Consider the following 25,059-nt stretch of genomic DNA (forward strand, 5'->3'; position numbering starts at 1 on the left):
ATGATTGCATTTACTGCGGCGGAAATCGCCGAAATCACAAACGGCCGCCTGGACGCCGATCCCGGGATCACCCCTCTGTCGGTGGTCACGGATTCGCGCGAAGCCACGCCCGGGTCCCTCTACGTCGCGAAACCGGGGGAGCACGCGGACGGCCACGACTTCGTTGCCACCGCATTCGGTAACGGCTCAACGCTGGCACTGGTGGAGCGGCCGGTTGCCGGCCCGGACGGAGCACGTTACCCCGCGGTGCTTGTCGCCGACGCCGTGCTGGCCATGGGCGCCCTCGCCGCTGAGGCAGTGCGCCGCATCCGTTCTGCCCGCCAGGCCGCCGGTGAGGAATTCACGGTGGTAGGCATCACCGGCTCTGCCGGCAAGACCACCACCAAGGACCTGCTCGCCGGTATCCTCGCAGGCCAGGGAAACACCGTCGCGCCGCAGGGCTCCTATAACGGCGAGATCGGCGTTCCGCTGACCGTCTTCCGCGCGGACGGCACCACCCGGTTCCTGGTCATTGAAATGGGTGCGACAGGCATTGGCCACATCCGTTATCTCGCCGACATGGTGAAGCCGGACATCGGCGTGGTCCTGGGTGTGGGTACTGCCCACGCGGGCGAGTTCGGCGGAGTCGAAAACATCGCACGCGCCAAGGGCGAACTGCTCGAAGGGCTGTCCGCCACCGGGACCGCCATCATCAACCTCGACGACGACCGCGTGGCCGCAATGCGCGGCCGTACGCAGGCGGAGGTGCTGGGGTATTCCGCCGAGCGCCGCGCCGGCGCTGCCGTGCAGGCAGTCAACCCGGACACGAACTCCGCAGGAAACCCCGAATTCGACCTCATCCTGCCCTCCGGCGAGCCGGACCTGCACGTCAGCAGCAAACTGATCGGCGCGCACCACGTGGGCAACCTCCTGGCCGCAGCTGCGGCCGCGGGTGCCGCGGGGGTCCCGGGGCCCGACATCACGGCCTCACTCAGCACGCAGGCGGCTGCCAGCCGCTGGCGCATGGAGCGGACCGAGCGGGCCGACGGCGTCACGGTCATCAACGATGCCTACAACGCCAACCCCGAATCCATGCGGGCTGCCCTGCGCACCCTCGCCGACCTGGGCCGGGGCCGCCGCACCTGGGCAGTCCTTGGCGCCATGCTGGAACTCGGACCCGAATCCATCCGCGAACACACCATTGTGGGCACGCAGGTTGTGCGCCTCAACATCTCCCGCCTGGTGGTTGTTGGCCGGGCGGCCCGGCCACTGTACGTCTCCGCCGTCCAGGAAGGTTCCTGGGGCGATGAATGCAGCTTTGCCGAAACGATCGATGAGGCCTACGAACTGCTGAACGCCGAGCTTGAACCCGGCGACCTGGTGCTGTTTAAGTCCTCCAACAGCGTGGGACTGCGCCATTTAGGCGATCGGATAGCATTACCCCCACAAACCCCGGTACCTGCCACTGAAGGGAGCGAGCAGCTGTGATTGCACTATTGATCGGCGCTGGCCTGGCCCTGCTGTGCGCCCTGGTGGGAACCCCGCTCTTTATCCGGCTGCTGGTCCGTAAGAGCTACGGCCAGTTCATCCGGGATGACGGACCGACCTCCCACCACACCAAGCGCGGCACGCCCACCATGGGCGGAACCGTGGTGGTGGGCTCCGTCCTGCTGAGTTACGGGCTGACGCACCTCATCATGTGGATGCTGAATCCGGCGTCCGCGGGCCCCTCGGCGTCGGCCCTGATCCTGCTGTTCCTCATGGTGGGCATGGGACTGGTTGGCTTCCTGGACGACTTCATCAAGATCTCCAGACAGCGGAGCCTGGGGCTGGACGCCAAGGCCAAGCTCATCGGCCAGGGCGCCGTGGGAATCGCGTTCGCCGTGCTCGCCCTGAACTTTCCGGACGCCGACGGCGTCACGCCGGCCTCCACCAAAATCTCCCTGGTCCGGGACCTTCCATGGCTGGACCTCGCCTTCGGCGGGACCGTGCTTGGCGCCATCCTGTTCGTCGTGTGGTCCAACCTGATTGTGACCGCCGCGACGAACGGAGTGAACCTCACGGACGGCCTGGACGGCCTGGCCGCCGGCGCTGCGGTTATGGTGTTCGGCGCCTACACCCTGATGGGCATCTGGCAGAGCAACCAGGCCTGCGGCTCCCCGCGGGAGGCCGGCAGCGGCTGCTACTCGGTCCGCGACCCGCTCGATCTCGCCCTCCTGGCCGCCATCATGAGTGCCGCCCTCGTTGGATTCCTCTGGTGGAATACTTCGCCGGCCAAAATCTTCATGGGCGACACCGGGTCCCTGGCCATCGGCGGCGCGATTGCCGGCTTCGCCATCCTGTCCCGGACCGAACTGCTGCTGGGCATCATCGGCGGCCTTTTTGTCCTCATCACTTTGTCCGTCATCATCCAGGTCGGCTACTTCAAAGCCACCCGCGGTAAGCGCTTCTTCAAGATGGCACCGCTGCAGCACCACTTTGAGCTCAAGGGATGGGCCGAGGTCACCGTGGTGGTCCGGTTCTGGATCCTTGGGGGGCTCTTCGTGGCCGTTGGCCTGGGCATCTTCTACGCTGAATGGGTTGTGCTCCTGTGACCGTTTCCTCCCGCCTTCAGGACCTCGTCAGCTGGGACTCGGACTGGGCCGGGCTGCGGGTCGTGGTGACCGGTATCGGCGTGTCCGGCTTCGCCGCGGCCGACACCCTCATCGAACTGGGCGCCCGTGTCGTGGTGGTTGACGCCGCCACGTCCGAGACCGCCAAAGCCCAGGCAGACACCCTCAAGATCGTCGGCGCCGCGGACGTGCTCCTTGGCGAGGAAGCAGTCAGCAGGATCCCGAAAATCGACGGAGCCCTGCCGGAACTCATCGTGACGTCACCGGGCTGGCGCCCCGACCAGGCCCTCCTGGCATCGGCCGCGCGTGCCCACATCCCGGTCTGGGGCGACGTCGAACTCGCCTGGCGCCTGCGCATTCGCGAAGGCCACAAGACCGCTGACTGGCTGACCATCACCGGAACCAACGGCAAAACCACCACTGTAGGGCTGACCGAAGCGATGCTGCAGGCCGCGGGCCTGAAGGCCATCGCCGTCGGAAACGTCGGGACTCCCATCCTGGACGCCCTCCGCGATCCAGTGGAGTACGACGCCTTCGCGGTGGAGCTGTCCAGCTTCCAGCTGCACTGGGCAGAATCCCTGTCACCGGTGGCCAGCGTGTGCCTCAACGTGGCCGAAGACCACGTGGACTGGCACGGCTCTTACACGTCCTACCTCGCGGACAAGGCCAAAGTCTACGAACGCACCCAGAAGGCGTGCATCTACAACGCGGAGCAGATCGAAACCGAGCGCATGGTGGAGAACGCGGACGTGACGGAAGGCTGCCGGGCCGTAGGCTTCACCACCCTCACCCCTGCCATCAGCATGCTCGGGGTAGTGGAGGGCCTGCTGGTCGACCGCGCGTTCATCGCCGAGCGCAAGGACAGTGCGGCCGAGCTCGCCTCCATGGCAGACCTCGGCGAGTTCGCCCCGCGCCACATGGTGGCCAACGCCCTGGCGGCAGCGGCCCTGGTGCGGGCCTACGGCGTTGACCCCAAAGCTGTCCGTCAGGGCATCCGGGACTACGTCCCCGGCAACCACCGGATCCAGCCCGTTGCCCGGCAGAACGACGTGCTGTGGGTCAACGACTCCAAAGCCACCAACCCGCACGCAGCCTCGGCGTCGCTGGCCACCTTCGAGAACGTGGTCTGGATCGCCGGCGGCCTGTCCAAGGGCGTCAGCTACGACGACCTGGTACGTGACCACGCCGCACGGCTCAAAGCCGTGGTCCTGATCGGCACCGACACGGCGGCCCTGGCCCAGGCCCTCAGGCGACACGCACCGGATGTCCCGGTGATCGGAGCACCTGCGGGCGACACTGAAAACATGCAGACTGCCGCACAGGACGGTGCCGTCGCAGGCAGCTCGCCGGATTCCGGGGAGGCCGTGATGTCCCGGGCTGTTGCGTCAGCGGCGGAGCTGGCCGCGCCGGGAGACACCGTCCTGATGGCTCCGGCAGCTGCATCCATGGATCAGTTCTCTTCCTACGCTCACCGTGGCGACGCCTTTATCAAAGCTGTCCGCGAGCTGGTGGAAGGGCAGGCCCAGACCGGCGAGGAGTAACAATGGTCAGCACGCCCACCCGGCCGCCGGCTGCAAAGCCGCGCCCGGGGAACACCGCCAAGGCGGCCTCCCCCCGGCTTTCCTTGCCCGCCCGGATCCGTAACGGGTACCGCCGCTTCTGGTCGGCGCTGGAAGGTACAGGGACTTCGCGGAACGGCTCCACCTACTACCTCATCCTGGGCTCCACCCTCGCACTGACCGCCATCGGGATCATGATGGTCCTCTCGGCCTCCAGCGTGGAATCCATCGCCGCCGGGAAATCCCCGTACGGGGACGCCCTCAAGCAAGGCATGTTTGCCGCCATCGGCATCTTCACCATGTTCGTCCTGTCGCGTATCAACGTTGTCTGGCTCAAGCGCCTGGCCTGGCTCGGCCTGGGCATCGCCCTGGTGCTCCTGGCCCTGGTCCAGGTCATCGGCGATGAAGTCAACGGAAACAAGAACTGGATCGACATCGGCGGCATCACCTTCCAGCCGTCCGAGGCGTCCAAACTTGCCCTGGCGCTCTGGATGGCCACCGTCCTGGCCAGGAAAAGCAAGCTGCTGCGCCGGTGGCAGCACGCACTGATCCCGGCGATTCCCGTCGCCGGCCTCGTCATCGGCCTCGTTGTGCTGGGGAACGACCTGGGCACGGCGATCATCATCATGATGATCACCGCGGCCGCGCTCTTTTTCGCAGGCGTGCCGCTGTACCTGTTCGGCTTCGCCGCACTGATCGGCGCTGCTGGAACCGCGGCCATGGCAGTCACCAGCTCCAACCGCATGTGCCGCATCACGTCCTGGTGGACGGGGCAGTCCTGTGCCGACGGCATCGATGCGAACTACCAGGCCACCAACGGGATCTACGGCTTGGCATCCGGCGGCTGGTTCGGGGTGGGCCTTGGCCAAAGCCGGCAGAAGTACAGCTGGATCCCGGAAGCCCACAACGACTTCATCTTCGCCATCATCGGTGAGGAACTGGGCCTGGTGGGCACCGTCGTCGTCCTGATCCTGTTCGCCATCCTGGGTGCGGCGATCTACCGCGTTGTGGTGGCGCAGGAGGACATGTTCCACCGGGTCCTGGCGGGCACCATCATGGTCTGGCTCCTTGGCCAGGCCACCGTCAACATGTCCGTGGTCACCGGGCTGATGCCCGTGATCGGTGTCCCACTGCCCTTCATCTCCTACGGCGGCTCGGCGCTCATGATGTCGCTGTGCGCCGTCGGTGTGGTGCTGTCCCTCGCCCGGGAACAGATGCCCCCATCAATCAGGCCCAAGAGGATGCTGAAGTTCGGCAACAGGGCCTCCCGCGGATCCACCGGCCCGAAGAAAACCGCCAGAAAGCGTACCTAGCACCAGATGACTTCCCAGAACCTCTCCATCGTCCTCGCCGGCGGCGGAACGGCAGGCCACATCAGCCCGCTGCTTGCCATCGCCGCTGCCATCCGGGCCGCCGCGCCTGAAGCCAGCCTCCTTGCCGTCGGGACACCGTCCGGCATGGAGACCCGCCTGGTGCCGGCGGCCGGCCTGGACCTTGCCACGATCGACCGGGTGCCGCTGCCGCGCAAACCCTCCATGGACCTGGTCCGGCTCCCCGGCCGACTGGCTGGGGCCGTACGGCAGGCCGGCCGGATCCTGGACGAACACGGCGCAGACGTGCTCGTGGGCGTTGGCGGGTACGTGTGCACCCCCATGTACCTGGCTGCCCGGCGGCGGCGGATCCCCATTGTGATCCACGAGGCCAACGCGCGCCCCGGCCTCGCCAACCGTGTTGGCGCGATGCTGACCAAATATGTGGCCGTCGCCTTCGACACCACGCCGCTCCGGCACGCCCGCCACGTCGGGATGCCCATGCGCACCGAAATTTCCGGGCTGGAACGGTCCGCCGCCCAGGCGGGTGCCCGCGAAGCGCTGGAATTGGACCCGGACCTGCCCACGCTGATCGTCACGGGGGGATCCTCCGGCGCCCAGAGCATCAACCGCACGGTGGAAGCCGCCGTGGGGGACCTGGCCGCCGCGGGCGTCCAGACACTCCACATCACCGGACGAGGGAAGACCCTGCTCGACGCCGATGGCACGAAGCTCACAGCACCCGGCTACCGGCAGGTGGAGTACATCGACGGCATGGAACTGGCCTACGCGGCCGCGGACTTGCTGCTGGCGAGGTCCGGCGCCGCGACGGTCTGCGAAGTGGCCGCCGTGGGCGTACCGGCTGTCTTCGTCCCGCTGCCCATCGGCAACGGCGAACAGGCACTCAACGCCGCCGGGCTGGTGCGGGCGGACGGGGCGCTCCTCGTCCAAGACCGGGACTTCTCCGCGCAGTGGGTCCGCGAGAAGCTCATTCCGCTCGTGACCGACCCGTCCCGGCTGGCCGCCATGGCCGCCAACTCCCAGCGCCTTGGAATCAGAAACGCCGACCAGCGCATGGCTGGTCTTGTCCTGGAAGCGGTATCCGCATGACCCCCGCCAACATCCACAGCCAGGAATCCCTGGGCCGCGTCCACTTCATTGGAATCGGCGGCGTCGGCATGTCCGCGGTCGCCCGGATCATGGTTGCCCGCGGGGTGGCAGTCAGCGGCTCAGACGCCAAGGACCTGCCCGTCATGGCAGACCTGCAGGCGGCGGGTGCCAGGGTCGCCGTCGGATATGAAGCTGCCAACCTGGGCGACGCCCAGACCGTGGTGGCGGGCTCCGCCATCCGCGCCGACAACCCTGAACTGGTGGCAGCCCGGGAGGCCGGGTTGCCGGTACTGCACCGTTCCGAGGCCCTGGCAGCCACCATGGGCGATGACGTTGTGGTGACCGTTGCGGGAACGCACGGGAAGTCCACCACGACGTCGATGGTCACCGTGCTGCTGCAGGGCGCGGGCCTGGAGCCCTCGTTTGCCATCGGCGCCAACGTTCCGGCCCTCGGCGTCAACGCCGCACACGGCGCCTCCGGGATTTTTGTGGCCGAAGCCGACGAATCGGACGGCTCGTTCCTGAACTACCGGCCCCGGATTGCCGTGGTCACCAATGTGGAGCCGGACCACCTGGACCACTACGGAACCGCTGAAGCCGTTTACGCGTCCTTCGACCGGTTCACCGCCCTGCTGCCCGCCGACGGCGTCCTGGTGGCCTGCGCCGACGACGCCGGTGCGCTGGCCCTTGCCCGGCGCACCCAAGCGCGCGGCAACACCCGGGTGGTCCTGTACGGGACGTCCGCGGATGCGGACGTGGTGCTGCAGGACGGCGGCCCCGGCGACGTTTCCGTCTCCACCGCTGACGGCCGGTTCGCCCTCGAACTCCAGGTCCCCGGCCGGCACAACGCCCTGAATGCCGCCGCCGCTTTTGCCGTCGCCCTGGAACTGGGGGTGGACGCGCGAGCAGCCGCCGCCGCACTGGCGGGCTTCTCGGGCGCGTCACGGCGCTTTGAGCTGAAGGGGGAGGCCGGCGGTGTCCGTGTCTTCGACGACTACGCCCACCACCCCACAGAGGTAAGGGCCGCCCTATCGGCAGCCCGGTCCGTCGCCGGTGACCACCAGGTCCACGTCCTCTTCCAGCCGCACCTCTTCACCCGGACCCGGGAGTTTGCCCGGGACTTCGCGGAAGCCCTGGACCTGGCGGACACCGCCCTGGTCCTGGACATCTACCCGGCCCGCGAAGATCCGATCCCCGGCGTCACCAGCCAGCTGATCGCCGACCACCTGGGTTCCGGCGGGCGCCTCGTGGACGGAGGCGCGGCAGTGGCCGAACTGGTCGCCGCCGCGCGTCCGGGCGACATTATCCTGACCGCGGGGGCCGGCGACGTCACGGCGTTCGGGCCGAAGATCGTGCAGGCACTGCGTGGCTAGTGCCCGGCGCCCCACCTACACGTCGCCGGGACGCACCCAGCGGGGGAGCAGCGGATCCGGAAGCGGATCCGGCGGCCTTCCCGGGAACCGCGCGCCCGGCCAGTCGACGCAGCCGGAGGTCATCTCCGCCTCCAAGAGCGCTCCTGCGCCGGATCCGGACCCGGCCCGGGGCAAACAGGCCAAGGACACGGGGTCCAAGGGCGCCAGGTCCAATGACGCGCCGTCGTGGGCCTCACGCCGAAAGGAAAAGAAATCCAAGGACAAGCTGCCCCCGGGCGCCGCCGCCGGCGCGAACGTCCTCGCGTTCCCGGAGCCCAGGGGCAGACGGCTGAAGCGGAACATCATCGTCACGGTATGCACCGTGGCGGCGCTGATAGCCGGGATCCTCGCGGCCGCCATTTTTTCGCCGCTGCTCGCCGTCGGAACCATTTCCGTGTCCGGCACGAACCTCCTGACCCCGGACCAGGTGCAGGACGCCCTGGAACCCCTGAAAGGCAAGCCGCTGCCACAGATCAGCGACGAAGAAGTGGACCGGCTCCTGGAACCCCTGGTCCAGATCAAAGCCGTCACCACGCAGGCCAGGCCCCCGTCAGGACTGGTGGTTAACGTCAGGGAACGCGTCCCGGTGGCCTTGGTCAAGCAGGGGGAGCAGTACCAGCTGGTGGACGTCGACGGCGTCCAGCTGGCCGCCACCGCCGACCCGGAGTCCGTGTCACTGCCGGTCATCGACGGCGGCGCGGGCACGATCGGCAAGGACCTGTTCCAGGCGACCGCGGCGGTGCTGGGTGCCCTTCCCGCCGAAGTCCTGGCCAAGCTGTCAAATGCCTCGGCCCAGTCGGTGGACGCCGTTGAACTCAAGCTTGTGGACGGGCAGACCATCGTGTGGGGGAATGCCTCCGAAAGGGAGCTGAAGGCCAAGGTGCTGCAGGCACTGCTGAAGGTGCCTGCCGATCCGAAGAACCCTGTGCGCGTTTACGACGTCAGTGTGCCCAGGCATCCCGTGACGCGCTGAACCTCTTTATTTCCCGGTATTCGCACGACACGCGGCCCCGGTTATTGAATGTGCGAACCATAGGAAATACCGTCACAGACATGAGTTACTTGACATAACTATAACCTTCAACTCGAAGGTTAAGGTTCAAAGCTTCAAGCCCGACTCCAAAAGTTTTCGCAATAGGACACGAACAAGGGACACGTAACGTGGCAGCTCCGCAGAATTACTTGGCCGTCATCAAGGTCGTCGGCATCGGCGGCGGTGGCGTGAACGCAGTCAACCGCATGATCGAAGTCGGTCTTCGCGGTGTCGAATTCATCGCAATCAACACCGATGCCCAGGCCCTGCTGATGAGCGACGCCGACGTCAAACTTGACGTCGGACGGGAGCTGACACGCGGTCTCGGTGCAGGCGCCAACCCGGAGGTGGGCAAGCAGGCTGCAGAGGACCACGCTGACGAAATCGAAGAGGTCATCCGTGGCGCGGACATGGTCTTTGTGACCGCCGGCGAAGGCGGCGGAACAGGTACCGGCGGCGCTCCCGTGGTGGCCCGCATCGCACGCTCCCTTGGCGCGCTCACCATCGGCGTGGTCACCCGCCCGTTCACGTTCGAAGGCCGCCGCCGCGCCGGCTCCGCCGAGGCCGGCATTGACGCCCTCCGCGACGAAGTTGACACGCTGATCGTGATCCCGAACGACCGCCTCCTGTCCATCAGCGACCGCAACGTCTCCGTCCTGGACGCTTTCCGCTCCGCTGACCAGGTCCTGCTGTCCGGTGTCCAGGGCATCACCGACCTCATCACCACCCCCGGGCTGATCAACCTCGACTTCGCCGACGTGAAGTCGGTCATGCAGGGCGCAGGCTCCGCGCTGATGGGCATCGGTTCGGCCCGCGGCGAGGACCGTGCGGTCAAGGCTGCCGAGCTGGCCATCGCTTCGCCGCTGCTTGAGGCTTCCATCGACGGTGCCCACGGTGTCCTGCTGTCCATCCAGGGCGGCTCCGACCTCGGGCTCTTCGAGATCAACGAAGCGGCCCGTCTGGTCCAGGAGGTGGCCCACCCCGAGGCGAACATCATCTTCGGTGCAGTCATCGACGACGCCCTCGGCGACGAAGCCCGCGTGACGGTCATCGCGGCAGGCTTCGACGACGTGAAGGCAACCTCGCCCTCCATGGACCAGTCCCAGCCGCAGGTGGCCCCCCAGCGCCCCGCTGCCCCCGCGCCGGCACCGGCCCAGGCCCCGTCGGGCGGAAGCCACCAGATGAACGTACAGCCGGTCCACGCCGGCGTCGGCGCATCCGGCCTGAGCAACTGGGGCCAGCAGCGCCCGTCAGCTGTCCCCGCGGACTCCGGCTTCGACGTCGACCTCCCTTCGGTAGTGGAGCCGGACCTGTCCGGCAGCCGCTCCGATGACCTGGATGTCCCCGACTTCCTGAAGTAGGACCCGGCTTGTTCCTTTGGAAGGCTGAGGTCCTGCCCGGTGTGTCCGTGGCGTTCACGGACACACGCGCCGGCAACCTGGCTCTGCACGTGGGGGACAACCCCGTCGGCGTCCGGGCGCGTAGGGAAGAACTCGAGCGCGGCGCGGGCATGGTTCCGGGCTCCCTCCGGTTCATGAACCAGGTGCACGGAACCGCCGTGGCGGTGATGGAAGCCGGCAGTGAAACGCCGGAGGCAGACGCCATGGTTTCCCATGGCGTGCCGCTTGCGGTCATGGTGGCAGACTGCATCCCTGCGGTGCTGGTCGGCCAGGCAGCCGGCGGACCGGTTCTTGCCGCTGTCCACGCCGGCCGGCCGGGGCTGGCAGCGGGCGTCATTCCCGCCGCCATAGGGCAAATGCGTGCCCTGGGAGCCGCCGGCATCCAGGCCTGGCTTGGTCCATCCATCTGCGGCGCCTGCTACGAAGTTCCTGCCGCGCTCCGTGAGGACGTGGCGGACGCTGTCCCTGCAACATGGTCCACCACCAGCTGGGGAACGCCCGGGCTCGACCTGCCCGCCGGCGCCCGGAGCCAGCTGGAAGCCGCGGACGTGGACATCATGTACTCCGGGCCCTGCACCCTGGAGAACGAGGACCTGTTCTCCTACCGACGGAACAAAGACACCGGCCGGTTTGCCGGATTGGTGTGGTCCCATGACTGAGGCTGGTGCACGTACCGCGGAGCTGGAGAAGGGGCTCGCCGCCGTCCGGAGCCGCATCGGGGCCGCCACCAAGGCATCCGGCCGCGCGAACGAACCCACCCTGATCGTGGTCACGAAGTTCCATCCGGCAGAGGATGTCCGCCGACTCGCCGGACTTGGCGTCACCGACGTGGGTGAGAACCGGGACCAGGAGGCTTCGGCGAAAGCCGACGCCCTGCACGAGCTCGGGCTCCACTGGCATTTTGTGGGCCAGCTCCAAAGCAAAAAAGCCAAATCCGTGGTCCGCTACGCCTACGCCGTCCACTCCGTGGACAGGCCCCAGCTCGCCGACGGGCTCGCCCGGGCCGTTGCCGCCGAACAGGACCGGTCCGGACGGGCCGCGCTGGAATGCTTCATCCAGGTCAGCCTCGACGACGACGCCGGCGCACACCGCGGCGGCGCCGCTCCGGCCGACGTCCCATCCCTCGCAGAGCAACTGGCCGCCGCCGACGGACTGGTCCTGGCCGGTGTCATGGCCGTGGCACCGCTGGGGGTTCCGCCTGAAGCATCCTTTGAGAAGCTGGCCGGGATCTCTGCCCGGCTCACCACGGACCATCCCGCCGCCACCGGCATTTCCGCAGGCATGAGCCAGGACCTTGAAGTGGCCATCCGCTACGGAGCGACACACCTGCGGATCGGTTCGGATATTCTCGGATCGCGTCCTGCGGTGGGGTAGCGTCAAAGCATTGGAAGTGAATGGCGGGGATTTCCAGTGCTGTCAAATCATTGGTCGGCCCGCCTACGGACACGATTAGGAGTCGACCATGGCCGGCGCTCTGCGCAAGACAATGATCTATCTTGGGCTCGCCGATGGCGATGAACACTACGAGTCCGAGCACCACACCACACGTAAGGATGAGGACGAACCCATGGAAGTTGACCGCGAGGAACGCCGTGCACCCGCACCCGTCCGCGATGTCAGCCGTGAGGCGTCCTACGTCCCCGAAGAGGAATACCGCGCACCAGTGACCCCCATCAAGCGTGCGGCATCCAGCCGCGAAGAATCTACCGGGCTCCGGCAGATCACCACCATCCACCCGCGGTCCTACAACGACGCCAAGCTGATCGGCGAGAGTTTCCGCGACGGCATCCCCGTCATTATGAACGTCACAGACATGGGCGAGGCCGATGCCAAGCGCCTTGTGGACTTCTCCGCAGGGCTCGTATTCGGACTCCGCGGCAGCATTGAACGTGTCACGAACAAGGTCTTCCTCCTGTCGCCGTCGTACATCGAGGTCATCGGCGATGACAAGAAGGTCAGCGAGACCCAGGCCAGCTTCTTCAATCAAAGCTAGCCTTTAAGCTCATTGCGGATGCCAGGCAGGTGGACCTGTCTGGCATCTGTGCTGAAATAGACAATGAAGCATTGGCAGGACACCGCGGTATCCGGAATGAAGATGGAGATATGAGTTAAGTCATGGGAATTGTTTTCGGACTTGTCTATATCGCCCTTTTACTGTTCCTCGTGGCGCTCATCGTGCGGCTGGTGTTCGACTGGGTTCAGATGTTTGCCAGGGAATGGCGGCCCCGGGGGCCGGCCCTCGTGGTGGCCCACGCTGTGTATTCGGTCACCGATCCGCCCCTGAAAGTCCTGCGGAGGATGATCCCTCCGCTCAGGCTTGGCGGCATCAGCCTGGACCTTGGGTTCCTGATATTGTTCATCGCCGTCAGCGTGGCGATGGGGATCACCAGGAGTTTCGCGTAAATTTCGATTAGACCTAGCTTGCAGGTACTGATCCTTAGGGAACTGTTACTTGCAACGCGAAGAAACTCCGGTTTGACACTACGGTGTTGAATTAGAGGAACCAGACCATATTTAGGTACCGTAGTTTTGACGGCCGGAAGGCCACTGACTAACTAGACCAGTGAGGTGACCAGATGGCTTTGACGCCAGAAGACGTTGTCAACAAGCGCTTTCAGCCGACCAAGTTCCGCGAAGGCTACGACCAGGACGAAGTAGATGACTTCCTGGACGAAATCGTCGTTGAACTCCGGCGCCTGAACCAGGAGAATGACGAGCTGCGCAAGAAGCTCGCCGAAGGCGGATCCGCCGTTCCTGCCAGCTCCACCGCTGCAGCACCGGTGGTCGAGAAGGTCCCCGCGCCCGTCAAGGCCGAGAAGGATGACTCCCGCGCCAAGGCCGAGGCTGAAGCGAAGGCCGCCGAGGCAAGCAAGAAGAAGGAAGCCGAGCAGGCTGCCCCCGTGGCTGCTGTTCCCGCTGCCGCCCCCGCCCAGGCGGCAGGCAGCACCGTTTCTGCTGAGTCCGCCGCCGGCCTGCTGGCCATGGCGCAGCAGATGCATGACCGCCACGTCGCTGACGGCCAGTCCCAGAAGGACAAGATCATCGCCGAGGCGCAGATCGAAGCCAGCAGCCTCGTCAACGACGCCCAGGAGAAGTCCCGCAAGATCCTCGGTGCCCTGGAGCAGCAGCGCTCCGTGCTGGAACGTAAGGTGGAACAGCTGCGCGGCTTCGAGCGCGACTACCGCTCACGCCTGAAGGCCTACATCGAAGGTCAGCTGCGCGACCTTGACGCCCGTGGTTCAGTGGCCGCACCTGAGGTCGAAGCCAACTAGTTAGGTCGAACCACACTGGATCGTCAAGCACGTATTCTGAAAGCCGGTGGCTGAGGATTCCTCGGCCGCCGGCTTTTGTGATTAACATCGGTACCCGAATGAAAGCACCATGACAGACGAACTTGCCGCTGACGCTGCACTCCCGCTTCCCCCCACGCCGCGGCGCCCCCGCCGCAGGCTCCTGCTGTCCCTTTTCGCCGGGTTTGCGGTCTTCGCCTACGCGTTGGACCAGCTGACGAAACTCTGGGTCACCTCCAGCATGGTGGAAGGCGAACGCATCCCCGTCCTGCCGCCGGTACTGCACTGGTACTTCATCCGGAATTCGGGCGCAGCATTTTCCATCGGCGAAAACGTGACCTGGGTGTTCTCCATCATCATGGCCGCGGTTTCCGTGGCGATCCTGTTCCAGGTGCGCAAGCTGGGCTCCGCCTGGTGGTCGCTGGCGCTCGGCCTGCTGCTGGGCGGGGCCCTGGGCAACCTCACGGACCGGCTCTTCCGGGAGCCCTCGTTCGGGATGGGGCATGTGGTGGACTTCATCCAGCTGCCCAACTTTGCGATCTTCAACATAGCCGACTCGGCCGTGGTCTCAGCGGTGTCCATCATCTGCATCCTGACACTCCGTGGGATCTCGCTGGACGGGTCCCGGCATGTGGCGGCCGCTTCACCGGAGAAGTCCGCGCCGAAGAAGGAGTCGGACGATGCCTGAACGCATCGTGGTGGCTGATGAATTCGGCGGGGCACGTGCGGACGCCGGGCTGGCAAAACTCATGGGCATATCCCGTTCCCTCGCGGCCACGCTGATCGCCGAAGGCAACGTCATCAGCCGCGGCAAGGCCGTAGGCAAGTCCGCGAAGCTGGTCGCAGGAGACGTGCTGGACGTCACGGTGCCCGAACGGCGGGACCCGCTCGAAGTGGTGGAGGAAGTTGTGGAAGGCCTGAAGATTCTGTTGGATGACGACGACTTTGTTGTTGTCGACAAGCCGGTGGGCGTCGCCGCCCACCCGTCACCGGGCTGGGTCGGACCCACCGTGGTGGGCGGCCTGGCGGGGGCCGGGTACCGGATCTCGACGTCGGGTTCGCCGGAACGCGCCGGCATCGTCCACCGGCTCGACGTCGGCACGTCCGGCGTGATGGTCGTGGCCAAGACCGAACGCGCCTACACGGCCCTGAAAAGGGCCTTCAAGGAGCGCACGGTGGACAAGGTCTACCACGCCGTGGTCCAGGGCCTGCCGGACCCGCTGGAGGGAACCATCGACGCGCCGATCGGGCGGCACCCAGGACACGACTGGCGCTTTGCCGTGATTGAGGACGGCCGGCCGTCCATTACGCACTACGAAGTGCTGGAGGCATTCGGCAAGGCCACGCTCGTGGAAGTCCACCTTGAGACGGGCCGCACACATCAGATCCGCGTGCACTTTTCCGCACTGCGGCACCCCTGCGCGGGGGACCTGACCTATGGTGCGGACCCGCGCCTCGCCGCCACGCTGGGCCTCACCCGGCAGTGGCTGCACGCCCGCCAGCTCGGCTTCGACCACCCGGTCACGGGGGAGCGGGTGACCGTCACCAGCGAATACCCGCAGGACCTGTCCTTTGCGCTCGAAGTCCTGGAGTCCGGGCAAGCCTGAGCACCCGGCCCGGACCGAGCGCATAGAATAGTCCGGTGACTTCCAGCAATGCCTCGTTCGTCCATCTGCACAACCACACCGAGTACTCCATGTTGGACGGCGCCGCCCGCCTGGGGGAGCTTTTCGATGAGACCGAACGCCTGGGCATGCCGGCCCTGGCCACCACTGACCACGGGTACCTGTTCGGCGCCTTCGACTTCTGGAAACGCGCCACGGACCAGGGCATTAAGCCGATCATCGGCGTCGAAGCCTACGTCACGCCGGGCACGGCGCGGACGGACAAGAGCCGTGTCCGCTGGGGCGAGGAACACCAGCGCAAGGACGACATCTCCGGCGGTGGCTCGTACACCCACATGACGCTGCTGAGCTACAACAACGCCGGCATGCGCAACCTCTTCCGGGCCTCGTCCATCGCATCCCTGGACGCCGTGTTCGGCAAGTGGCCACGGCTGGACCGCGAGCTCCTGAACACCTACTCCGAAGGCCTGATCGCCACCACCGGCTGCCCGTCAGGGGAAGTCCAGACCCGGCTGCGGCTTGGCCAGTACCGTGAAGCCCTGGAAGCAGCCTCCGAGTTCCGTGACATTTTCGGGGCGGAGAACTACTTCTGCGAACTGATGGACCACGGCCTGGACATCGAACGCCGGGTCACCGGGGACCTGCTGCGGCTCGCCAAGGACCTCAACCTTCCCCTCGTAGCCACCAACGACCTGCACTACACGCACGAGCATGACGCCAAGGCGCACGAGGCACTGCTCGCCATCCAGTCAGGTTCCACCCTGCTGGAGCCCACCTACGACAACGGCGGCTCCCGGTTTGCGTTCTCGGGCAGCGGCTACTACCTGAAGTCCCCCCAGGAGATGCGGAACCTGTTCCGGGACCACCCCGACGCGTGCGACAACACCCTGCTGATCGCGGAGCGCTGCGAAGTCTCGTTCAATACCGGGGCCAACTACATGCCGCGTTTCCCCTGCCCGCCGGGCGAGGACGAAACATCTTGGCTGGTCAAGGAAGTGGCCACCGGACTGGACTACCGGTATCCGGGCGGTGTGCCGGACAAGGTCCGCACCCAGGCCGACTACGAACTCGAAGTCATCACCTCCATGGGGTTCCCCGGCTACTTCCTCGTCGTGGCTGACTTCATCAACTGGGCCAAGAACAACGGCATCCGCGTGGGACCCGGCCGTGGCTCCGGTGCAGGCTCCATGGTGGCCTACGCCATGCGCATCACCGACCTTGACCCGCTGCACCACGGCCTGATCTTCGAACGCTTCCTCAACCCGGACCGCGTCTCCATGCCTGACTTCGACGTCGACTTCGATGACCGGCGCCGCTCCGAGGTCATCGACTATGTGACCCGCAAGTACGGCGACGAGCGCGTGGCCATGATTGTCACGTACGGCACCATCAAGACCAAGCAGGCGCTGAAGGACTCCTCCCGCGTGCTGGGCTACCCGTTCAGCATGGGCGAGACGCTGACCAAGGCGCTCCCGCCGGCCGTGATGGCCAAGGACATCCCGCTGGCGGACATCCAGAACAAGGACTCCAAGCGCTACAGCGAGGCCGGCGACTTCCGCCAGCTGATCGGCACGGATCCCGAGGCCGCCAAAGTCTTCGAAACGGCTCTGGGCATCGAAGGGCTGAAGCGCCAGTGGGGCGTGCACGCCGCCGGCGTCATCATGTCCTCGGACCCCATCATCGATGTCATTCCCATCATGCGGCGCATCCAGGACGGGCAGGTGATCACGCAGTTCGATTACCCCACCTGCGAAGGCCTGGGCCTGATCAAGATGGACTTCCTGGGCCTGCGGAACCTCACGATCATTTCCGACGCCCTGGAGAACATCAAGCTCAACCGCGGCCACGAACTGGACCTGGACAGCCTGGCCCTGGACGACGTCGCCTCCTACGAGCTGCTGGCCCGAGGCGACACCCTGGGCGTGTTCCAGCTCGACGGCGGACCGATGCGGTCCCTGCTCAAGCTGATGAAGCCTGACAACTTCGAAGACATCTCCGCCGTCCTGGCCCTCTACCGCCCGGGTCCGATGGGCGCCAACGCGCACACCGACTACGCGCTGCGCAAGAACGGGATCCAGGAAGTCATTCCGATCCACCCGGAACTCAAGGAACCGCTCGCGGAAATCCTCGGCGGAACCTACGGCCTGATCGTGTACCAGGAACAGGTTATGGCCGTCGCGCAGAAGCTCGCCGGCTATTCCCTCGGCCAGGCCGACATCCTCCGCCGCGCCATGGGCAAAAAGAAGAAATCCGAGCTGGACAAGCAGTTCGCCGGGTTCTCCCAGGGCATGCAGGACAACGGCTACTCCATGGAGGCGGTCAAGACCCTCTGGGACATCCTGCTGCCGTTCTCCGACTACGCCTTCAACAAGGCACACTCGGCCGCTTACGGGGTGATTTCGTACTGGACCGCGTACCTGAAGGCGCACTACGCGCCGGAGTACATGGCGGCATTGCTGACGTCCGTGGGCGATGACAAGGACAAGTCGGCGATCTACCTCAACGAGTGCCGCCGCATGGGCATTACGGTGCTCCCGCCGGACGTCAACGAATCCGCGCTGAACTTCACGCCTGTGGGGACCGACATCCGCTTCGGCATGGGCGCCATCCGCAACGTCGGTTCCAACGTGGTCCAGGCCATGGTGGCTGCCCGGGAGAGCGAAGGGGCCTACACCTCCTTCAAGGACTTCCTGATGAAAGTCCCCGCAGTGGTCTGCAACAAGCGGACCATCGAATCCCTGATCAAGGCAGGGGCATTCGACTCCCTCAACCACCACCGGCGCGCCCTGGTGATGATCCATGAAGAGGCCATCGATTCGGTCATCACGCTCAAGCGCAACGAGGCGATCGGTCAGTTCGACCTCTTCGCCGGGTTTGAGGAAGCCGAGTCCGAGGCCTCACTCAGTATTGAAATCCCGGAACTTCCCGAATGGGAGAAGAAGGACAAGCTGTCCTTCGAACGGGACATGCTGGGGCTCTACGTGTCCGACCACCCGCTGCAGGGGCTGGAGGGTGTGCTGAGCCAGCACGCCGACCAGTCCATTACGTCCATCATTGCCGAGGACGGCCCGCACGACGGTGCCATCATCACGATTTCCGGAATGATCACCTCGTTGAGCCGCCGGATCGCCAAAGCCAGCGGCAACGCCTACGCCCGTGCCGAAATCGAAGACCTTGGCGGCTCCATGGAGGTCATGTTCTTCGGCCAGGTCTACGGCCCCATCGCCTCGGTCCTGGCCGAGGACCTGATCGTTGTTGTCAAAGGCCGGCTGCAGCGGCGCGACGACGGCGCCGTGACGCTGAACTGCATGGAACTGTCCGTACCCGACCTCAGCGAGGGCACCAACGGGCCGCTCCAGATCTCCATGCCCACACACAAAGCCACCGAGGCGGTGGTCACCGAACTCGGGGACGTCCTGCGGAACCACCGGGGAAACTCGGAGGTCAGGGTCCACCTGCATGGCGATTCACGGGTGGAGGTCATGGGCCTTCCCGTCCACATGCGGGTGAATCCCAACCCCTCGCTGTTCGGCGACCTCAAAGTGCTGCTTGGACCGGCCTGCCTTGATGTCTAGCAGCTAGATTTCATAGTCCAGGGGGACGGGCTGGCTGTAGCCGCCGGCGTGGTAAAGCAGCGGCGAGCCGTCCTCGCCCACCTGGCCGTCCACGACCTCAACCACCACCACGGCGTTGTTCTCGAAGGAGAGCCGCATCTGGATCTTGCCGATCAGCCAGCCGGCCACGTCCTTGAGCACCGGAACATCGTGCGGGCCAAGCTCCCAGTGGTCGCCGCCGAACCGGTCCTTGGTACGGGCGAAGCGGTCTGCGAGCTCCTGGTTTTCGAGGCCCAGCATGTGCACGCCGATGTGCGTGGTGTTTGCCACGGCGGGCCAGGAGCTGGAGCTCCTGGCCATGTTGAACGTAAACCGCGGCGGCTGGGCGGACAGCGACGCCACGGACGTCGCGGTAAAGCCATAGGGCTGACCCTGGTAGTTGACAGTGATGATGGCCACGCCGGCCGCATGGCGGCGGAACATTTCCTTAAACGTACGCTCGAACGGCACGCGGTCTTCGGTCACTATGAAAAACTCCCTGGATTACCCTGAACGAGACTTGCCTCTGCTTTCAAGGGTATGGCGGAGGCGGCATCCGTAGGAAACTGTTTACCCGCACGTCCCCCGGTTGAGGGGCCTGAACATTTGTTAAGGTTTGTTTCATGACACAACGCATCCGGCGACGCTCCTCCGGGCTCCAGTGGGCCTGGTTCGCGGCCGCAACGGCCGCAGGCCTCCCCGTTGGCCTGCTGTGGTGGCTGCTTGCACCGGGCGGCCTGAACCTGATCACCAGGGACCCTGCCCTGGGGACCGGCTCCAACCCGGAGGTGTGGTTGCCGCGGGACCTGACTCTTGCCGGCCTGTTCGTTTTTGCCGGCTGCCTGCTGGCTGTGTTCATCACCGACAACTCCAGGCAGTCCCGGCAGGAGGACCTGGTCCTTGCCCTGGCCGGCGGCCTGGCGGGAGCCGTCCTTGCGTGGCAGGTGGGGATTTTCGCGGCCCAGTTCTGGGGCGCACCGGCTGATACGTCCGTCAATGCCAGCGTGGCCTTCTCGCTCCGGTCGCTGCCGGTGCTGCTGCTGTGGCCGGCGGCCACCGCGGTCGGTACCTTTGCCATCAGCCTCCTGACGCTCCTGAAAAAGGGGCCGGAAGGTACTGCCGGCCCCGTCGCCGGGGACGCGGCTCCCGGCGCGTAAAATGGACCGGTGACCATTTCTCCTGAGTTTCCTGCCACCCCTCCTGCCACAGCCGTCAGCTTCCGCACGGTTGATCTCCGCGGCAAGGGCCTGACGCTGGCCGGATTGCGCGCAGCCGTTCCGCGTGCCCAGCACCAGACGGTGGCGGATGCTGAACAGAAAGTCCTGGACATCATCGGCGACGTCCGCCGGCGTGGCTACGCAGCACTCACCGATTATGCACAGCGCTTCGACGGCGTGGACCAGGCCCACCCCCGCGTCCCGGCCGAAGAGCTGGCGCGCGCACTGGCGGAACTTGACCCGGCCGTGCGGAAGGCGTTGGAGGAGTCCATCAGCCGTGCCCGGCGGTTCGCTGACAGCCAGCGTCCACGGAATATCGATGTCGAACTCGGGGACGGTGCCCTCGTCAGCCAGAACTGGGTCCCCGTGGCCCGGGTGGGACTGTATGTCCCCGGCGGCCTCGCCGTGTACCCGTCCTCGGTGATCATGAACGTTGTCCCCGCCCTTGCTGCCGGCGTTGCGTCCATTGCGCTGGCATCGCCTCCGCAGAAGGACTTCGGCGGCCTTCCGCACCCCACCATCCTTGCCGCGGCCGCCCTGCTGGGCATCGGTGAGGTCTATGCCATCGGCGGGGCGCAGGCCATCGCGGCGTTCGCCTACGGCGTGGACGCCACAGAGGCCGGGCCTGCGCTGGAGCCCGTGGACGTTGTTACCGGTCCGGGCAACATCTTCGTTGCCACCGCCAAACGGCTGGTCAAGGGCGTCGTCGGCATCGACTCGGAAGCGGGAACGACTGAAATTGCCATCCTGGCTGACTCCACGGCCCAGCCGGCCCTGGTGGCCGCGGACCTGATCAGCCAGGCTGAACACGATCCCAAGGCCGCGTCGGTCCTCATCACGGATTCGGAGGACCTCGCTGCCGCCGTCCGGACGCAGCTCACCAGCCAGGCGGCGGCCACCAAACACTCCGAACGGGTCCGTGAAGCGCTCTCCGGCCCCCAGTCCGGCGTGGTGCTGGTGGAGGACCTCGAGCAGGGCATCGCGGCCTGCGACGCCTACGCGGCCGAGCACCTTGAAATCATGACGGCGGACGCTGCCGCGGTGGCCGCCCGCATCCGGAACGCCGGCGCCATCTTCGTGGGCGACTACAGCCCCGTCAGCCTGGGGGACTACTGCGCGGGTTCCAACCACGTCCTGCCCACCAGCGGAACGGCGGCTTTTTCCTCCGGCCTGAACGTGACCACTTTCCTGCGCGCCATCCAGGTGATCAACTACACCAGGGAGGCCCTGCAGGAGGTCAGCGGACACATCGTGAGCCTCTCCGGAGCCGAAGACCTCCCGGCCCACGGGGAAGCCGTGACAGCCCGCTTCGGCGGGCGAGCCTAACCCCACGGCAGGCGGGCCCAAAAGCACTACATGTAGTAATTACAAGCTTGTTATTACGCTACATGTAGTCGTAGACTGATAGCTGGAGAATTCAGGCGGAAGCCGCCATTCACCGAAGAACCTGTGACCGAGAGAGCGAGAGAGGTACGCCATGTACTGTCCGTTCTGCCGCAACCCGGATTCCCGCGTCGTGGACAGCCGCATGGCCGATGACGGTTCTGCCATCAGGCGCCGCCGCCAGTGCCCCGAATGCGGACGCCGGTTCACCACCGTGGAGACCACCAGCCTTTCGGTCATCAAGCGGTCGGGCGTTGGCGAACCCTTCAGCCGGAGCAAGGTCATCAACGGTGTGCGCAAGGCGTGCCAGGGCCGGCCGGTCAGCGAAGACGACCTCGCCCTCCTGGCGCAGGAGGTCGAGGAGCAGATCCGGGCTTCCGGGGCTGCTGAAATCGACGCCCACGAGGTGGGGCTGGTGATCCTCGGCCCGCTGCAGAAGCTGGACAAGGTGGCCTACCTTCGCTTCGCCAGCGTGTACCAGGCCTTCGAATCCCTTGAGGACTTCGAAACGGCCATCTCCCTCCTCCGCCATGAGTCGGAGCAGGAAGCGAAAACCGCCGGGGCGGACACGTCCAAGGGCGCCACGAGCTCCGAGAAGAGCTCCCTGTAGATTCCGGTGGTGGCAGCGGAGGGGAAGCCGCAGTCACCACCGGCACCGCTCGCTGCCCGGTAAGGCCGGGCCCGGTTGCCCGTTACCGGCCGCCTGAGACCGGCAGTACGGCGCCGGTGATGTAGCCGGCTTCAGCGGACATCAGCCACATCACGGCAGCCGCCACCTCATCGGGCTCGGCGCCGCGTCCCATCGGTATGGTCGGGTTCAGGCGCTCGACCCGGTCGGGCATTCCGGCGGCCGCGTGAAGACCCGTGTTGGTGCTCCCGGGAGCCACGCAGTTGACCCGAATTCCCAGGGGCGCCACCTCGGCTGCCAGTCCCGCCGTCAGGACATCAACGGCCCCTTTCGACGCCGCGTAGTGGGCCCACGTCCCGGGCGAGCCCGCCTTGGTGGCCGTCGAGGAGATATTAACGATGGACCCGCCGCTGCCGGACCCGTCCGCACGCAGGCGGCGGACGGCCTCCTGGCAGACGTAGATGAGGCCGGTTACGTTGACGTCCATCACGCGCCGGACAGTTTCTGCCGGCACCTCGGTGAGGTTGCCGATCAGGTTCCCGGTGGTTCCGGCGTTGTTAACAACGGCCGTGAGCGGACCCAGCCGGGCGGCGGCGTCGAACATGTCCCGGACCGCCCCGGGGTCGCTGACGTCCGTCTGCACAGCCACGGCCGAGCCGCCGTCGTCCGTAATGGACTGCACCACCGCGCGGGCGCCGGAGCGGTCCGCCGAATAGTTCACGACGACGGTGTGCCCGGCGAGGGCCGCGCGGCGGGCGATGGCCGCGCCGATGCCGCGGCTCGCGCCGGTCACGATCATCACGCCGGGACGATCCCCGGCCCGCAGACCCAACGCTACTTGGAGAGCTTGTGCTTCAGCGCGATCTCGATGGCGGCGCCGACGATTCCCGCCTCGTTCTTCAGTTCGGCCGGCACAATCGGTGTGCGGAGCTTCATGTGGGGCAGGTACTCGTCGGCGCGCTTGGAGATGCCGCCGCCCACAATGAACAGCTCGGGCGAGAAGAGGAACTCAACATGGGAGAAGTAGCGCTGCAGCAGCACGCTGTATTCCTCCCAGCTCAGGCCGTCGCGCTCACGGGCCACGGCCGAGGCCTTGGTCTCGGCGTCGAAGCCGTCGATTTCGAGGTGTCCCAGTTCCGCGTTGGGGACCAGGCGGCCGTCGAAGATAAATGCCGAGCCGATGCCGGTGCCCAGCGTGATCACCAGGACGGTTCCTTCCACGCCCTTGCCTGCGCCGTAGCGTGCTTCGGCGAGGCCGGCGGCGTCGGCGTCGTTGATGACCTCCACCGGGCGGCCAAGCCGCGCGGTGAGGAGTGAATCGATGTCCGTGTTCAGCCAGCTCTTGTCCACGTTGGCTGCGGAATGGACCACGCCGTGCTGGATGATGCCGGGGAACGTGACGCCAACGGGGGAGCCGGCCGCGGGCGCGTCGGGCCGGGAGGAGAGCTCCTCCACTACCTGCGCGACGACCTCGGCCACGGCCTCGGGGGTGGCGGGCTGCGGCGTGGGCACGCGGAACCGCTCACCGAGGAGCTTGCCCTTCTTCAGGTCGACAATGCCGCCCTTGATTCCCGTGCCGCCGATGTCGATGCCGATCAGCGGGGCGTTCTTGTGCGACTTCTCGTCCTTCTTGGCCAATGTGATTCCGTTCGTGGCAGTGGGCGGGCAGGGGAGGCCGGCCGGAGGGGCTGACCTGAAAAAGGGGGCGTGTCAGGGCAGGGTGAGGATTTCGGCGCCTGACTCGGTCACCAGGAGGGTGTGTTCGAACTGGGCAGTGCGTTTGCGGTCGCGGGTGACCACGGTCCAGTCATCGGCCCACATGTCCCAATCCACAGTGCCCAGGGTCAGCATGGGTTCTATGGTGAAGACCATGCCGGCTTCGATCACGGTGTTGTAAGCCGGGGCGGCGTCGTAGTGCGGAATGATCAGGCCGGTGTGGAACGCTTCACCAACACCGTGGCCGGTGAAGTCCCGCACCACACCGTAGCCGAAGCGTTTGGCGTAGGACTGGATGGCGCGGCCGATTACGTTGATTTCGCGGCCGGGGGCCACTGCCTTGATGGCCCGGTTCAGGGACTCCTGCGTGCGCTCGACGAGGAGGCGCGATTCCTCGTCGACATCGCCCACCAGGAACGTGTAGTTCGTGTCGCCGTGGACCCCGTTGATGAAGGCCGTGATGTCGATGTTGATGATGTCGCCGTCCTGGACCACGGTGCTGTCCGGGATCCCGTGGCAGATAACCTCGTTCAGCGACGAGCACAGGGACTTCGGGAATCCCCGGTAGCCCAGCGTCGACGGGTACGCGTTGTGGTCCAGGAGGAATTCGTGTCCAACCCTATCCAGCTGGTCCGTGGTGACGCCCGGCGTGATGTGCTTGCCAACCTCAACGATGGCCTGCGCGGCGATCCTGCCCGCGATCCGGATCTTCTCCACCGTTTCGGCGGACTTGACCTCGGAGCCGGTGAATTTTGCCGGGCCGGGCTTCCCCACGTACTCGGGGCGGGGGATGGACGCCGGTACGGGAAGCTGCGGGCTGACGGTTCCCGGGGTGAGGGTGCCGGTGGGTGCAGTCGAGGCTAGGGAAGGCATAGATTGATCATATAAGGCACCGCAGAACGCCAAGTAACTGGAGGCCGCATCTGGCCCGCGTACGTGTTTACGTTACGTGGATCACGTGGCGGCACCCGCAGCCGCAACCCTGCCGTCAGAAAGAGGAACCACAATGACTGAGTACTGGTACAACGTCAACACCCACGAGGTGGAAGAGGACGCGCTCTCAGACTGGACCCAGCTGATCGGCCCCTACAAGACACGCGAGGAAGCGGAGCACGCCCTGGACAAGGTCAAGGCACGGAACGAGGCCTGGGAAAAGGGCGACGAGGACTGACGCCCGGCCGCCCCCTGGCTT

Annotated in this window: 24 protein-coding genes; 20 read left to right on the forward strand and 4 right to left on the reverse strand. The window is 66.1% G+C overall.

The genetic code is table 11. From position 1 onward, the window contains the following. The 16 genes from murF (at position 1) to dnaE (ending at position 18,905) form a co-directional block, all read left to right on the forward strand. A complete protein-coding gene (murF, locus tag ABV518_RS03320; RefSeq protein WP_367765387.1) occupies positions 1-1,467 on the forward strand; it encodes a UDP-N-acetylmuramoyl-tripeptide--D-alanyl-D-alanine ligase in 1,467 nt (488 codons plus the stop codon). Continuing rightward, positions 1,464-2,573 (forward strand): phospho-N-acetylmuramoyl-pentapeptide-transferase, encoded by a 1,110-nt coding sequence (gene mraY, locus ABV518_RS03325; protein WP_131134981.1) that lies wholly within the window; start codon positions 1,464-1,466, stop codon positions 2,571-2,573. Before murF ends, mraY begins: the two co-directional genes overlap by 4 nt. Continuing rightward, the gene (murD, locus tag ABV518_RS03330) at positions 2,555-4,132 is read left to right on the forward strand and encodes a UDP-N-acetylmuramoyl-L-alanine--D-glutamate ligase (RefSeq protein ID WP_367765389.1); all 1,578 of its coding nucleotides are present in this window, start codon (positions 2,555-2,557) and stop codon (positions 4,130-4,132) included. Before mraY ends, murD begins: the two co-directional genes overlap by 19 nt. A gap of 2 nt (positions 4,133-4,134) precedes the next feature. Next, positions 4,135-5,463: a putative lipid II flippase FtsW gene (ftsW, locus tag ABV518_RS03335; protein WP_367765390.1), complete on the forward strand. Its 1,329-nt coding sequence runs from the start codon at positions 4,135-4,137 to the stop codon at positions 5,461-5,463. 6 nt (positions 5,464-5,469) lie between these two features. Continuing rightward, positions 5,470-6,570: an undecaprenyldiphospho-muramoylpentapeptide beta-N-acetylglucosaminyltransferase gene (murG, locus tag ABV518_RS03340; protein ID WP_367765392.1), complete on the forward strand. Its 1,101-nt coding sequence runs from the start codon at positions 5,470-5,472 to the stop codon at positions 6,568-6,570. Next, positions 6,567-7,943: a UDP-N-acetylmuramate--L-alanine ligase gene (murC, locus tag ABV518_RS03345; RefSeq protein ID WP_367765393.1), complete on the forward strand. Its 1,377-nt coding sequence runs from the start codon at positions 6,567-6,569 to the stop codon at positions 7,941-7,943. The genes murG and murC overlap by 4 nt, the downstream gene beginning before the upstream one ends. After that, positions 7,936-8,955, forward strand: a complete 1,020-nt coding sequence (locus ABV518_RS03350) for a cell division protein FtsQ/DivIB (protein WP_367765394.1) — start codon at positions 7,936-7,938, stop codon at positions 8,953-8,955. Before murC ends, ABV518_RS03350 begins: the two co-directional genes overlap by 8 nt. Positions 8,956-9,143: 188 nt before the next feature. Beyond that, on the forward strand, positions 9,144-10,376 hold the full coding sequence (gene ftsZ, locus ABV518_RS03355; RefSeq protein WP_066285766.1) for a cell division protein FtsZ: 1,233 nt from the start codon (positions 9,144-9,146) through the stop codon (positions 10,374-10,376). Positions 10,377-10,384: 8 nt separating this feature from the next. Further along, positions 10,385-11,074, forward strand: a complete 690-nt coding sequence (locus tag ABV518_RS03360) for a polyphenol oxidase family protein (protein WP_367765395.1) — start codon at positions 10,385-10,387, stop codon at positions 11,072-11,074. Continuing rightward, on the forward strand, positions 11,067-11,789 hold the full coding sequence (locus tag ABV518_RS03365) for a YggS family pyridoxal phosphate-dependent enzyme (RefSeq protein WP_367765397.1): 723 nt from the start codon (positions 11,067-11,069) through the stop codon (positions 11,787-11,789). Before ABV518_RS03360 ends, ABV518_RS03365 begins: the two co-directional genes overlap by 8 nt. A gap of 88 nt (positions 11,790-11,877) precedes the next feature. Next, entirely contained in the window at positions 11,878-12,408 is a 531-nt protein-coding gene (locus ABV518_RS03370; RefSeq protein ID WP_310164697.1) for a cell division protein SepF, read from the forward strand. Between the two features lie 122 nt (positions 12,409-12,530). Next, entirely contained in the window at positions 12,531-12,818 is a 288-nt protein-coding gene (locus ABV518_RS03375; RefSeq protein ID WP_131134972.1) for a YggT family protein, read from the forward strand. Positions 12,819-12,991: 173 nt separating this feature from the next. Next, positions 12,992-13,687, forward strand: a complete 696-nt coding sequence (locus tag ABV518_RS03380; protein WP_310164693.1) for a DivIVA domain-containing protein — start codon at positions 12,992-12,994, stop codon at positions 13,685-13,687. A 109-nt stretch (positions 13,688-13,796) separates the two neighbouring features. Next, positions 13,797-14,393 (forward strand): signal peptidase II, encoded by a 597-nt coding sequence (lspA, locus tag ABV518_RS03385; RefSeq protein ID WP_367765398.1) that lies wholly within the window; start codon positions 13,797-13,799, stop codon positions 14,391-14,393. Next, positions 14,386-15,312 carry an RluA family pseudouridine synthase gene (locus ABV518_RS03390; RefSeq protein ID WP_367765399.1) on the forward strand — a complete coding sequence of 309 codons (927 nt, stop codon included), beginning with the start codon at positions 14,386-14,388 and terminating at the stop codon, positions 15,310-15,312. The genes lspA and ABV518_RS03390 overlap by 8 nt, the downstream gene beginning before the upstream one ends. 35 nt (positions 15,313-15,347) lie before the next feature. Further along, entirely contained in the window at positions 15,348-18,905 is a 3,558-nt protein-coding gene (gene dnaE, locus ABV518_RS03395) for a DNA polymerase III subunit alpha (protein ID WP_367765401.1), read from the forward strand. 3 nt (positions 18,906-18,908) lie between these two features. Here dnaE and ABV518_RS03400 read toward each other — a convergent pair whose 3' ends face one another. Then, on the reverse strand, positions 18,909-19,409 hold the full coding sequence (locus ABV518_RS03400) for a flavin reductase family protein (RefSeq protein ID WP_347559580.1): 501 nt from the start codon (positions 19,407-19,409) through the stop codon (positions 18,909-18,911). Positions 19,410-19,546: 137 nt separating this feature from the next. Here ABV518_RS03400 and ABV518_RS03405 point away from each other — a divergent pair, with 137 nt between their 5' ends. From ABV518_RS03405 to nrdR, 3 genes are all read left to right on the forward strand, one after another. Beyond that, positions 19,547-20,080 (forward strand): hypothetical protein, encoded by a 534-nt coding sequence (locus tag ABV518_RS03405; protein WP_310164683.1) that lies wholly within the window; start codon positions 19,547-19,549, stop codon positions 20,078-20,080. A gap of 9 nt (positions 20,081-20,089) precedes the next feature. Then, a complete protein-coding gene (gene hisD / locus ABV518_RS03410) occupies positions 20,090-21,466 on the forward strand; it encodes a histidinol dehydrogenase (RefSeq protein WP_367765402.1) in 1,377 nt (458 codons plus the stop codon). Positions 21,467-21,617: 151 nt separating this feature from the next. After that, the gene (gene nrdR, locus ABV518_RS03415) at positions 21,618-22,133 is read left to right on the forward strand and encodes a transcriptional regulator NrdR (RefSeq protein ID WP_367765403.1); all 516 of its coding nucleotides are present in this window, start codon (positions 21,618-21,620) and stop codon (positions 22,131-22,133) included. A gap of 82 nt (positions 22,134-22,215) precedes the next feature. On the opposite strand, the gene ABV518_RS03420 is transcribed toward nrdR, so the two are convergent. The 3 genes from ABV518_RS03420 to map form a co-directional block, all read right to left on the reverse strand. Next, complete coding sequence (locus ABV518_RS03420; protein ID WP_367765742.1) at positions 22,216-22,950, reverse strand: SDR family oxidoreductase; 735 nt, start codon at positions 22,948-22,950, stop codon at positions 22,216-22,218. Positions 22,951-22,985: 35 nt separating this feature from the next. Next, the gene (gene ppgK, locus ABV518_RS03425; RefSeq protein WP_310164678.1) at positions 22,986-23,789 is read right to left on the reverse strand and encodes a polyphosphate--glucose phosphotransferase; all 804 of its coding nucleotides are present in this window, start codon (positions 23,787-23,789) and stop codon (positions 22,986-22,988) included. A 72-nt stretch (positions 23,790-23,861) separates the two neighbouring features. Continuing rightward, positions 23,862-24,740: a type I methionyl aminopeptidase gene (map, locus tag ABV518_RS03430; RefSeq protein ID WP_367765404.1), complete on the reverse strand. Its 879-nt coding sequence runs from the start codon at positions 24,738-24,740 to the stop codon at positions 23,862-23,864. 133 nt (positions 24,741-24,873) lie between these two features. Here map and ABV518_RS03435 point away from each other — a divergent pair, with 133 nt between their 5' ends. After that, positions 24,874-25,038: an SPOR domain-containing protein gene (locus ABV518_RS03435; RefSeq protein WP_367765405.1), complete on the forward strand. Its 165-nt coding sequence runs from the start codon at positions 24,874-24,876 to the stop codon at positions 25,036-25,038. Positions 25,039-25,059: the final 21 nt, after the last annotated feature.

It is taken from the genome of Arthrobacter sp. HS15c, assembly GCF_040812005.1.
In the GTDB taxonomy this organism is placed as follows: Bacteria; Actinomycetota; Actinomycetes; order Actinomycetales; family Micrococcaceae; genus Arthrobacter.